The organism is Streptomyces sp. NPDC006512 (genome assembly GCF_040611935.1).
In the GTDB taxonomy this organism is placed as follows: Bacteria; Actinomycetota; Actinomycetes; order Streptomycetales; family Streptomycetaceae; genus Streptomyces.
In genome coordinates, this window is the sequence record NZ_JBEXPG010000062.1 from 42,060 (window position 1) to 53,505 (window position 11,446).

Annotated in this window: 9 protein-coding genes, 3 tRNA genes and 1 pseudogene; 8 read left to right on the top strand and 5 right to left on the bottom strand. The window is 74.2% G+C overall.

The features are described 5' to 3' along the window. Positions 1–9: 9 nt before the first annotated feature. The 8 genes from ABZZ17_RS32305 (at position 10) to ABZZ17_RS32340 (ending at position 4,516) form a co-directional block, all read left to right on the top strand. The gene (locus tag ABZZ17_RS32305) at positions 10–327 is read left to right on the top strand and encodes an Lsr2 family protein (RefSeq protein ID WP_356881420.1); all 318 of its coding nucleotides are present in this window, start codon (positions 10–12) and stop codon (positions 325–327) included. A gap of 86 nt (positions 328–413) precedes the next feature. Further along, positions 414–485, top strand: a tRNA-Gly gene (locus ABZZ17_RS32310). A gap of 79 nt (positions 486–564) precedes the next feature. Further along, a tRNA-Gly gene (locus ABZZ17_RS32315) sits at positions 565–637 on the top strand. Between the two features lie 168 nt (positions 638–805). Next, positions 806–1,771 carry an ABC transporter ATP-binding protein gene (locus tag ABZZ17_RS32320; protein WP_356881422.1) on the top strand — a complete coding sequence of 322 codons (966 nt, stop codon included), beginning with the start codon at positions 806–808 and terminating at the stop codon, positions 1,769–1,771. After that, positions 1,768–2,529, top strand: a complete 762-nt coding sequence (locus ABZZ17_RS32325) for an ABC transporter permease (protein WP_356881424.1) — start codon at positions 1,768–1,770, stop codon at positions 2,527–2,529. The genes ABZZ17_RS32320 and ABZZ17_RS32325 overlap by 4 nt, the downstream gene beginning before the upstream one ends. 49 nt (positions 2,530–2,578) lie before the next feature. Then, positions 2,579–3,811, top strand: coding sequence for a histidine kinase (locus ABZZ17_RS32330; protein WP_356881426.1), 1,233 nt, complete (start codon positions 2,579–2,581; stop codon positions 3,809–3,811). Next, positions 3,808–4,419 (top strand): response regulator transcription factor, encoded by a 612-nt coding sequence (locus ABZZ17_RS32335; protein ID WP_356881428.1) that lies wholly within the window; start codon positions 3,808–3,810, stop codon positions 4,417–4,419. Before ABZZ17_RS32330 ends, ABZZ17_RS32335 begins: the two co-directional genes overlap by 4 nt. A gap of 24 nt (positions 4,420–4,443) precedes the next feature. Next, positions 4,444–4,516, top strand: a tRNA-Gly gene (locus ABZZ17_RS32340). Between the two features lie 45 nt (positions 4,517–4,561). Here ABZZ17_RS32340 and ABZZ17_RS32345 read toward each other — a convergent pair. The 5 genes and pseudogenes from ABZZ17_RS32345 to ABZZ17_RS32365 form a co-directional block, all read right to left on the bottom strand. Continuing rightward, positions 4,562–5,464, bottom strand: coding sequence for a phosphoribosylaminoimidazolesuccinocarboxamide synthase (locus tag ABZZ17_RS32345; RefSeq protein WP_356881430.1), 903 nt, complete (start codon positions 5,462–5,464; stop codon positions 4,562–4,564). Positions 5,465–5,549: 85 nt separating this feature from the next. After that, positions 5,550–7,025 carry a N,N-dimethylformamidase beta subunit family domain-containing protein gene (locus tag ABZZ17_RS32350; RefSeq protein WP_356881432.1) on the bottom strand — a complete coding sequence of 492 codons (1,476 nt, stop codon included), beginning with the start codon at positions 7,023–7,025 and terminating at the stop codon, positions 5,550–5,552. A gap of 213 nt (positions 7,026–7,238) precedes the next feature. After that, the gene (locus tag ABZZ17_RS32355; protein ID WP_356881434.1) at positions 7,239–9,089 is read right to left on the bottom strand and encodes a hypothetical protein; all 1,851 of its coding nucleotides are present in this window, start codon (positions 9,087–9,089) and stop codon (positions 7,239–7,241) included. 288 nt (positions 9,090–9,377) lie between these two features. Next, entirely contained in the window at positions 9,378–10,631 is a 1,254-nt protein-coding gene (gene purD / locus ABZZ17_RS32360; protein WP_356881436.1) for a phosphoribosylamine--glycine ligase, read from the bottom strand. A gap of 60 nt (positions 10,632–10,691) precedes the next feature. Continuing rightward, positions 10,692–11,446 (bottom strand): annotated as a pseudogene (locus tag ABZZ17_RS32365) (DNA polymerase III subunit gamma and tau); the annotation flags it as partial.

The following is an 11,446-nucleotide window of genomic DNA, read 5'->3' on the forward strand; positions in this document are numbered from 1 at the left end:
CCGATATCCGTGGCGCAGCGCGTAGTAGTCACGCTCTCCGACGACCTCGACGGTGGAGAAGCGGTGGAAACGGTCGTGTTCGCTCTGGACGGTAAGTCGTACGAGATCGACCTCAATGTGGCCAACGCAAAGAAACTGCGGAAGGGCCTGGCCCCCTTCGTGGCCGCCGGCCGCCGCCAGTCCCGTTCCGGGAAGGTGTTCCGTCACACAGCGGTCGCCCCGGACCCGGCGGTCGTGCGGGCCTGGGCCCGGGCCAACCAGCACGACGTGCCGCCCCGGGGGCGCATCCCCAAGCGCGTCTACGAGGCCTACAACGCAGCCCACTGAGAGCGGATTTGCCAACCACCCCCACCGATCGGCTAGTGTGTGGATCACGCCGAGGGGCCAGCCGGAAGGCCGGAACCCGAAGTCGTGCGGGTGTAGTTCAGTAGCAGAACACCCCCCTTCCAGGGGGGAGGCGCAGTGTGCAATCCCTGTCACCCGCTCTGCATCGCTTTGACGGCCACGGTTGTGGATCAGGTAGAGTGATGCTCGCAGCACACGGCACTCGTGCCGTGCAAGCATGCGGACGTAGCTCAGTTGGTAGAGCACCACCTTGCCAAGGTGGATGTCGCGCGTTCGAGTCGCGTCGTCCGCTCAGCGAACGAAGGCCCCGATCATTGATCGGGGCCTTCGTCGTATGCCGTCACATCACTTTCCCCCGCCTTCCCGCTGTGTGTCACAGGTCACCTCCGATGACAAATGTCATCCGGGGCGATGACAGCGCGCACTGACCGGCCGGTCCGGGCGCCGCGAGGCTGGGGACATGACCGACACAGTGATCCGGGCAGAGGGACTGCGCCGCGGCTACGCCGGCGGGTTCGAGGCCGTACGGGGCGTCTCCTTCTCCGTGGCGCGCGGCGAGATCTTCGCGCTGCTCGGCACCAACGGGGCGGGCAAGACCTCCACGGTGGAACTCCTGGAGGGGCTGACCGCGCCGACCGGCGGGCAGGTCCGCGTCTTCGGCCTGGACCCGTACGCCCGGCGGGCCGAGGTCCGGCCGCGGACCGGGGTCATGCTCCAGGAGGGCGGCTTCCCCTCGGACCTGTCGGTCGCCGAGACCGTCCGGATGTGGAGCGGGGTCACCTCCGGTGCCCGCCCGGCCGGGGAAGTGCTGGAGCTGGTCGGCCTGGGCGGGCGGTCCTCCGTACGGGTCAAGCAGCTGTCCGGGGGCGAGCGGCGGCGGCTCGACCTGGCGCTGGCCCTGCTCGGGCGGCCCGAGGTGCTGTTCCTGGACGAGCCCACCACCGGCATGGACCCGGAGGGGCGCCGGGACACCTGGGCCCTCGTACGGGAACTGCGGGCGCAGGGCACCACGGTGCTGCTGACCACGCACTACCTGGAGGAGGCCGAGGCTCTCGCGGACCGCCTGGCGATCCTGCACGAGGGGGAACTCGTCCTGACCGGCACCCCCGCCGAGGTGACCGCGACCCGGCCCTCCCGGATCCGCTTCATCCTGCCCGACGGGGTGCCCGCCGGGCGGCTGCCGCTGGGGCTGCGCGCGGCGGCGGACGGGCCCCACGTGGAGATCCGTACGGACCGCATCCAGCAGTCGCTCGGCGAACTGCTGCGGTGGGCAGAGGAAACCGGGGTGGAACTGGCCGGGCTCGACGCCCGCTCCGCCTCCCTGGAGGAGGCCTTCCTGGACATCGCGCGCAGCCGGCGCGAGGCCGGCGCGGACCACGGCGGCGAGATCAGCACCGGCAACGACGAGATGGCGGGGAACCGATGAGCACGCTGACCCTGAACCCCGGCCGGCTGGCGGCGCTCGGCCGCTCCGAGCTGACGCTGCTCGTGCGCAACCGCGCCGCGCTGAGCGTGGCCCTGCTCATGCCGCTGATGATGGTCTTCGTCCTGCGTTCTTCGCTCGACGAGGACACCGTGGGCTCGGTGGCCGAGGCCACGCTGACCGGCGGCATCGGCATGGTGCTCGTCCTCGTCGTCTACATGAACCTGGTCTCCGCCTACGTCGCCCGGCGCGAGGAACTCGTCCTGAAGCGGCTGCGCACCGGTGAGGCCGGCGACCTGGAGATCCTCGTCGGGACCGCGCTGCCCGCCGCCGTCATCGCCCTCGCGCAGATCACCGTCCTCGCCCTGGCCGGGGCGGCCGCCCTCGGCGCGCCCCTGCCGGCCAACCCGCTGCTGCTGGCCGCGGCCGTGCTCGCCGCGCTGCCGCTGCTCGCCGGGATGGCCGCCGCGACCAGCGTCGTCACCCGCAACGTGGAGACCGCCGGGATCACGACGCTGCCGCTGTTCCTGATCACGGCGCTCGGGTCGGGGCTGTTCCTGCCGCTGGACTCGCTGCCGGACGCGGTGGCCTCGGTGTGCGAACTGCTGCCGCTCAGCGGCGTGATGACCCTCGTCCGGGCCGGCTGGAGCGGTGGCGTCGAGGGCGGGGAGATGCTGACGGCCGCGGTCACCACGCTGGCCTGGATCATGGTGACGGTGTTTGCTGTCCAGCGGTGGTTCCGCTGGGAACCGCGCCGCTAGCTCCTTCGACCAGGGGACCTGGCGCACGACCGGGGGACGTGGGAACGACGTGTCGAAGCTGACCGGATGGTGGAGGAACCGCAGCAGCGCGGGGAAGATCGAGCTGTACACGCGGTGGTCCTTCCACTCCTTCGTGCTGATCGAGAGCCTCGCCGTCCTCATCGGACTGGTGCCGGCGGGCGGCGGGGCCGTCACCGCCGCGCTGGTGCCGCCGCTGGTCGCGCAGATCGGGCTGTGCGGGCTGCTGTCCTCCCGGGCGCTGGACTGGGTACTGGGCCGGCGCGAGCGGCCGGTGCGGCTCGCGGTGGCGATGGTGGCGGTCACGTCCGCGGTCTGCCTGGCGGTACTGGTCCTGCGGACGAGCGGGGACCTCCCCAACGAGAACGTCGCCCCGATGCTCGTGATCAACCTGGCGGGTTTCGCGTCCGGCTCGCTGACGCTGGCCCTGCGCAAGGTCCGGCACATGGCGCTGGTCACCCCGGTCGCGACGGCCGCGCTGACGAGTCTGGCCCTGGCCGCCGGACGGCCCGTGGGGGAGGCCGCCGGGCTCGGGGTGGGGCTGCTGTTCATCACGCTGCTGCTGACCATGGCCTGCGGGTTCTCCGGGTGGCTGCTGAAGACCGTGTACGAGCTGGACCACGCGCGCGAGCTCCAGGCGCAGCTGGCCGTCGCCGAGGAACGGCTGCGGTTCGGGCGGGACCTGCACGACGTGATGGGCCGCAACCTGGCGGTGATCGCCCTCAAGAGCGAGCTCGCGGTACAGCTGGCGCGGCGCGAGCGCCCGGAGGCGGTGGACCAGATGATCGAGGTGCAGCGGATCGCCCGCGAGTCGCAGCGGGAGGTCCGCGACGTCGTGCGCGGCTACCGGGAGGCGGATCTCGCGGTGGAGCTGGAGGGCGCGCGCGGGGTGCTGAGCGCGGCCGGGATGGACTGCCGCGTCGAGTTCGACGCGGACGGGCGGAGCCTGCCGGCCGAGGTGCAGTCGGCGCTGGGCTGGGTGGTCCGGGAGGCGACCACGAACGTCCTGCGGCACGGGGACGCGCGCAGCTGCCTGATCCGGCTGACGGCGCCGCGGGACTCGGGCACGGTGACGCTGCTGGTGGAGAACGACGGGGCGCCCGACGCCCCGGCCGGGCCGCCCGGATCCGGGCTCGCCGGGCTGCGGGAGCGGCTGGCGGCCGTGGACGGAACCCTGCTGGCCGGGCCGGCGGACGGCGGCCGGTTCCGGCTGCGCGCCGAGGTCCCCGGTCCTGGACTGCGACGAGTGGAGGCGCGGGCGTGAACCCCGTACGAGTACTGCTGGCGGACGACGAGCACCTGATCCGGGGCGCGCTGGCCGCGCTGCTGGCCCTGGAGGACGATCTGGTGGTCGTCGCGGAGGCGGCCTCGGGGCCGGAGGCGCTGGCGATGGCGCGCGCGCACCGGCCGGACGTGGCGGTCCTGGACCTCCAGATGCCGGGCGCGGACGGTGTGAGTGTGGCCACATCGCTGCGGACGGAACTCCCCGACTGCAAGACCATGATCGTGACCAGCCACGGGCGTCCGGGTCACCTGAAGCGGGCCCTGGCCGCCGGGGTGCGGGCCTTCGCTCCGAAGACGGTGTCGGCACAGCGGCTGGCCGAGCTGATCCGGACCGTGCACGGCGGAGGCCGTTACGTGGACCCGGAGTTGGCGGCCGACGCGATCAGCGCGGGGGACTCGCCGCTGACCGCCCGGGAGGCGGAGGTCCTGGAGCTCGCGGCGGACGGGGCGCCGATCGCGGAGATCGCGGAACGGGCCTCGCTGTCGCAGGGGACCGTCCGGAACTACCTGTCCTCGGCGGCGACGAAGCTGGGGGCCGAGAACCGGCACACGGCGGTGCGTCTCGCACGCCAGCGGGGTTGGGTATAGTTGTCCTCGCGCTACGGCGCACAGGCGGACATAGCTCAGTTGGTAGAGCACCACCTTGCCAAGGTGGATGTCGCGCGTTCGAGTCGCGTTGTCCGCTCAGAAGACGAAGGCCCCGATCACCGATCGGGGCCTTCGTCGTTCCTCAGGACCAGGTCTGGCCGGTGAGCCGCTCGTACGCCTCGACGTACTTGGCGCGGGTCTGCTCGACGACGTCCTGCGGCAGCGCGGGCGGCGGGAGTTCGCCCTTGGGGTCCCAGCCGGAGGCCGGGGAGGACAGCCAGTTGCGGACGTACTGCTTGTCGAAGGAGGGCTGGGTGCGGCCCGGCTCCCACTGGTCGGCGGGCCAGAAGCGGGACGAGTCCGGGGTGAGGACCTCGTCGGCGGCGACGAGCGTGCCGTCCCCGTCGAAGCCGAACTCGAACTTGGTGTCCGCGAGGATGATGCCGCGCTCGCGGGCGATGTCCCGGGCGCGCCCGTAGACGGCCAGGGTGGCCTGGCGCAGCAGCGCCGCCGTCTCGGGGCCGGTGGTGCGGGCGACCTCCTCGTAGGAGACGTTCTCGTCGTGCTCGCCGACGGCGGCCTTGGCGGCCGGGGTGAAGATCGGGGCGGGCAGTTCGGAGCCGTCGACGAGGCCCTCGGGGAGGCCGAGTCCGCAGACCGTACGGGTCTCCTTGTACTCGGCGAGGCCCGAGCCCGTGAGGTAGCCGCGGGCCACGCACTCGACGGGGACCATGTCGAGGTTCTGGCAGATCAGGGTGCGGCCGGCCCAGTCGGCGGGGGCGCCGGCGGGGAGGTCGGTGCTGATGACGTGGTTCGGGACGAGGTCCGCGAGCTGGTCGAACCACCACAGGGACAGCTGGGTCAGGACGCGGCCCTTGTCCGGGATCTCGGTGGGCAGCACCCAGTCGAAGGCGGACATGCGGTCGCTGGCGACCATGACGAGCCGGCCGTCCTCGTCGCGGTAGAGGTCGCGGACCTTGCCGGTGTGGAGGTGGACGAGGCCGGGCACCTGGACCGGCTCGGGCTTTTCGACGAATCCGGACACGGGGTCTCCCTGTGGTTCTGTACGAGCGCGTACTCATTCTCCCGTACGGGGCCCCGTGCCCGGCCCAGGGGGTGCCGCGGGCCCCTCAGTCGCGCTTGCAGATCCGGTCGAGGAGGTTCGCGGTCGCCCGCTGGACGCGCTCGTCGACGTGGCCGGGGCGGTCCAGGGCGGGGGACCAGGCGAAGGTGCCGGAGGCGAAGACCAGTGCCCCGCTCGGTGCCCGGTAGAGGGAGGTCTCCTGGTGGCGCTTGGCGCCCTCGCTGTCCAGGTAGGGGGAGTGCGCGAGCAGGATCCGGTCCTGGTGCTCGGGGAGCTGGGTGCGCGGGAAGTACCGGTCGGCCTCGCCCGCCACGAGGCCGTCGAGCTCGTCGTTCTCGGCGGCTCCGGTGGAGTCCCAGAGCCAGTGCGTGGCGTTGCGGACGATCAGGGGGGCGGGTTCGGGGACGCGGCCCGCGTACTGGATGCCGAGCAGCTGCTGCTCGGGGCGGTCGACCTCGCGCCAGAGGCTGGGGCGGCCGGGGCCGCGGCGTTTTCGGCAGGTGAGGAGGCGGTCGGGCACTCCGGAGGGGGAGGGGCCCAGTTCGACCTGCCAGTACATGGTGTTGGCGGAGAGGAAGACGAGGGAGGTGCCGTGGTCGCGGGCCCGTTCGACGGTGCGGCGCATGGGGGCCGACCAGTACTCGTCGTGGCCGGGGAAGACGAGGCCGCGGTAGCGGGTGGGGTCGATGCGGCCCGCGTGCAGGTCGGCGGTGTCGGCGTAGGCGAGGTCGTAGCCGTAGCGCTCGGCCCAGCGGATGAAGTCGTAGGCGTGGCCGACGTGCAGGGGCAGGCCGGCGCCCGCGTACGGGCGGTCGAAGGAGACGGTGACGGCGGCGTCCCGTTCGCCGAGCAGCCGGCCGTCCTCGTCCCAGGCGTGGTAGAGGCTGGCGCCGGTACGGCCGTCCTCGGGGTAGAGGTTGTAGGCCTGCCAGGTGATGTCGGGGAGCAGCAGCAGGAGGTCGGCGGGGTGGTCGTCGCGGACGGTGAAGGGGATGTGGGAGCGGTAGCCGTCGGCGGTGGTGAGGACGGCGACGTAGGCCCCGACGGTCCAGTACGAGGGGACCTGGAGCCGCCACGAAAGCCACCAGTGGTGGCAGGAGACCGTGCGGTCGGCGGTGAGCGGGGGCGGCTGGACGATCCCCGACAGCCGTGGGCTGGTGGTGATCTTGGAGGCGCCGTCGCCGCCGTAGTGGCCGATCCGGTAGACGTCGACCGAGAACTGCTGGGGCGGGTCGACCGTGATGTGGAAGTCGATCGCCTCGCCGGGGGAGACGGCGCCGGTGGAGGCGAACCCCTTGATCTGGCGGTGCACGTCGTCGGCGGTACGGGGGCCGCCGGTGCGGGCGCGCGGGATCTGGCCGGCGGCGACCGCCGGGTCGACGTACCAGGGCACGACCTGGCCGGTGTCGTCGAAGTAGAGCTCGCTGCCCCGGAACCAGGGCAGGGGGCCCTGTCCGAAGGGGTCGTTCACCGCGTGCGCGAGCGCACCTGACTCCCAACGCCGGATCTGGTCCGCACCCATTCCGCTCCCCTCCCTCGCTCCCCCGAACGCTTCCGAATTCGCTTCCGTGGCCGACAGCTTTCGGACACCCTGCCGCCACCGGTCCCAGCACATCACATTACGCACGCACTCCGTCACCGTTCGTCGTGAATTGACGTGGCCGGAACGGGAGTGGAAGGCCAGCCCCCGCTTCGGGCGGGCGTGCGGGGGCCCGCCCGGGCCCTCGCCGGCCGGTCAGACCAGGCGGACGGGCTTCTCCGGGCGTACGCCGAGCTCCGCGAGCCAGTCGCGCAGGGGCTCCGGGTCACCGTCCTCCACGAGGGACAGCACCCGGGGCGCGAGGTCGGCGCGGCGCTCGCCGCCGACCAGCAGGACGGGGCCGTCCAGCCAGTCCAGGCCGGGGCCGGCCCCGGCCGAGTCCACCGCGGCGCAGCAGACGAGCGCCGTGACGTGGTCGGCGAGCAGGTCCCGGCCGCTGCGCGGGGGCTGGAGCGGGAACAGCGGCATCGTGTCGGCGCCCCGGGTCTTGCCGGAACCCGCGCGGGTGCCCGCGGCGTGCTCCTCGCGGGCCAGGTCGCCGCTGAGGCGCCCGGCGAGGGCCTCGGCGGCCGCGCAGTCGCCGGCCGGGTCGGTCAGGTGGGCCAGGACCCGTTCCAGGGTGGGGCCGGCGAAGACGTCCCCGGCGGGGGCGGCCGGGGGCAGCGTGGCCGGGGCTGCCGGAGCGGACGCCTTCGGGCCGGACGCGGACGCGGAGGCGTAGGCGGCCGGGGCGCTCCGGGCGGAGGCGGGGTTGGCGGAGCCGGTGCGGGCGGCCGTGGCTGCGGTGGAGCCGGCGGCGCTCGTGGGGCCGGGCGCGCCGGGCGCGCCGGCGGGTGCCGGGTCGGCGGGGTTCGGGGCCGGTGCGGGCGACGGGGGGCCCGCGGGGACGGCCAGTGCGTCCAGGGCGGCGTGCAGCCGGGCCGCCTCCGTACGCCACTTGCGGTCCACGACTTCCTCCGGGTACGCCGCCCAGTCCACCGGCGACCAGTCCGGGCCGGTCTCGGCGGGGCCGCCGTGGAAGAGCCGGGCGGCCAGCAGCGAGGCGGCCTCGTCGACCGCGCCGGGCTGCTCCAGCAGGTCGCAGGCGGGGCGCTCGCCGAGGCGCGAGGTGAAGCCGTCGGCGAGCCGGTCCCGGCGGGACAGCTCGGTCAGCGCGGACACCACCCCGGCGTCGAGGTGCGCCGGCCAGCGGCCCATGCGCCAGGCGGGCAGGGCGACACGGGTCAGCAGCCGGTCCCAGCCCGCGTAGGCGAGGCCGACCTGTTCCTGGGCGACGATGCGCAGCCCGTAGTCCACACCCTGTGCACGGTCCGAGGCGGCCGCGGCCACGCCGCGTTCCATCTCGGCGGCGTCCGTCCGGCACAGCCGCAGCAGCAGCCGGGCCGGAGCGGCGATCCAGCCGAGGCCGGGGCGGCCGCCCACGTCCACCGCGGCGTCGAGCCCGCGGACGAAGCCGCGCGCGTCGGCTATGTCCGGGTGCGCGGAGGGGCCCGTACCGGCGACGACCGGGGCGAGGACGGCGCGGAGTTCGGCGACGCGCATCCACCACAGGAACGGCGAGCCGATCACCAGGACCGGTGCCGCGCCCGGCTCGGTCTCCGGCCCGGCGGATATGGCGCCCCGGCGGTGGGCCGCGTGCGTACGGTCCTCCAGCCAGCTGTCACAGTCCGGGGTGAGGGCTATGGCCGAGGGCGCGGGCACGTCCATCCGGTCGGCCAGGTCCCGCACCAGCCGGTAGAGGTCGGGCGCGGCGGCCTCCGAGAGGGGCACCGTCGGCGTCACGGCGGGGCTCGCCCGCAGCACCACCGCGGCGAAGGCCCCGCCCGCCAGCAGCACCAGCGCGGCGACCGCGCAGACGGCCAGGGTCACCACGGGCCAGGGGTCCCCGGCCAGCCGGCCCGTCATCCGGGCGGTCACCAGCACCACCGCGAGGGCGGCGGGCAGCAGTACGGCGGCCAGCGCCCTGCTGCGGACCCGCAGCACGGCGAGGGCCCGTGAACGCGCGGAGGGCGCGCCCACTTCTGCGATCGAACCGGTTCCGGACACGGCCGGACCTCACCCCCTCTGCCCTGCGGCGGCGTAGCTCACTCCCCCACTGTGACACCCGCCACTGACATCGCAATGCCGGTGGGCCATGTGCCGGAATGCTTGCGCCGCACCCTAGTTGGGGCGGGGGCGGACGTCAGGCGGTCCGGGTGACGATCACCCGATGGAATGGCTTTGGGCAAAGGTGGGTGCGTTCGAACGCGGCTGGATGCAGTCGCACGCGGACGTGCGCGCGGGCCCGGTGCGCGTGTCCTGCGCGCCGGGCCCGCCTCACCACTGCCGTGCTGGTCAGCGGCCTTCGGCTGCCTTGGCCGCAATGTCCGTACGGTGCTGCGAGCCGTCGAGCCGGATGCGCGCGACGGCCTTATACGCCTTCTCGCGGGCCTGCGCCAGATCGGAACCGGTCGCCGTCACCGACAGCACGCGGCCGCCCGCGCTGACGACGGCGTCGCCCTCGCGCCGGGTCCCGGCGTGCAGCACGTAGGCGTCGGGGGCGTCCTGCTCGGCCACCTCGGCCAGGCCCTCGATCGGGTCGCCGGTGCGGGGTGTCCCGGGGTAGTTGTGCGAGGCGATGACGACCGTGACGGCCGCCTCGTCGCGCCAGGTGAGCGGGGGCTCGGCGTGCAGGGTTCCGTTGGCGGCGCCCAGCAGCACGCCCGCGAGCGGGGTGCGGAGCCGGGCGAGGACCACCTGGGTCTCGGGGTCGCCGAAGCGGGCGTTGAACTCGATGACCCGGGTGCCGCGGCTGGTGATGGCGAGACCGGCGTAGAGGAGGCCGGAGAAGGGGGTGCCGCGGTGGCGGAGTTCGTCGACGGTGGGCTGCAGGACCAGCTCCATGACCTCGTCGACCAGTTTCGGGTCGGCCCACGGGAGCGGGGAGTACGCGCCCATGCCGCCGGTGTTGGGGCCCTCGTCGCCGTCGAGCGCGCGCTTGAAGTCCTGCGCGGGCTGGAGCGGCAGCACGGTGACGCCGTCGGTGATGGCGAAGAGGGAGACCTCGGGGCCGTCGAGGAACTCCTCGATGACGACGCGGTCGCAGGCCAGCGCGTGGGCGCGGGCCGCGGCCAGGTCCTCGGTCACCACGACGCCCTTGCCGGCCGCGAGGCCGTCGTCCTTGACGACGTAGGGCGGGCCGAAGGCGTCGAGGGCCTCGTCCACCTCTTCCGGGGTGGTGCACACGTAGCTGCGGGCGGTCGGGACCCCGGCGGCGGCCATGACGTCCTTCGCGAAGGCCTTGGACCCCTCCAGCCGGGCCGCTTCCGCGGACGGGCCGAAGACGGGGATGCCGGCCGCGCGGACGGCGTCGGCGACGCCCGCGACCAGCGGGGCCTCCGGGCCGACGACGACCAGGCCTGCGCCGAGTTCGGTGGCGAGAGCGGCGACGGCGTCGCCGTCGAGGGCGTCGACCGGGAACAGCTCCGCCACCTCGGCGATGCCGGCGTTGCCGGGGGCGCAGTAGAGCGCGGAGACGTCGGGGTCGAGGGACAGAGAGCGGCACAGGGCATGTTCGCGGGCGCCGCCGCCGATGACGAGGACCTTCACGCCGCCCAGGGTAGCCCGGACGGCGCGGCCGGTTTCGTGCGGCCACCCAACTACGGGGCGCTACTCATTCGTGTATTCCTCCACAACGGTGGCTCCGAGCTCGCGCACGATCAGGTCGTGTCCGGTCAGGGCGTTCTCCACGAGGTCGGGGTCGTCCGCCTCCGCGACGTCGTCCTCGGGGGCCACCGGCGGGGGCGCCTGCTGTACGGGGGGCTGCTGCGCGGGGGGTTCCTGGCGCGGCGGCTGCTGGTACTGCTGCTGCGGAGCGGACGCCTGGGGCTGCTGCGGGGGCGGCGGCGGGTTGTGGGCCGGGGCGGGCGGGGCCGCGTAGGAAGCCTGCGCCACGGGCGCGGCGCCGCCCGGGCCGCCGTGGCCGACGACGGCATCGATCTTCCAGTTGACCTGGAACTGCTCGGCGAGGACCGCCTTGAGGACGTCCTCGCTGCCGCTGCTGGCGAAGTTGTCGCGGGCGCCGGGGTTGGGGAAGCCGAGCTGGAGGGTGGTCCCGTCGAAGCCGGTGACCTGGGCGTTCTGGCTGAGCAGGATCCAGGTGAAACGGCGCCGGTTCTTGACGGCCTCCAGGATCCCGGGCCACATCGCCTGGACCTGGCCGGCCCCGGCGGCCATGCCCGGGGAGGGCGCGGCGGCGGCGGGCGCGGATGCCTGCGGGGCGGCGGTGGCGGTGGGGGCCGGTGCGGGGGCCGGGGTCCCGCTGCCGGGGGCGGCGGCGCTGGGCCAGGCTCCGGCGGCGGGGGCGGCCGGCGCGGCGGGGGCCGCGGGGGCTGCCGGCGGGGTGGCGGCGGCTCCCGGCCAGG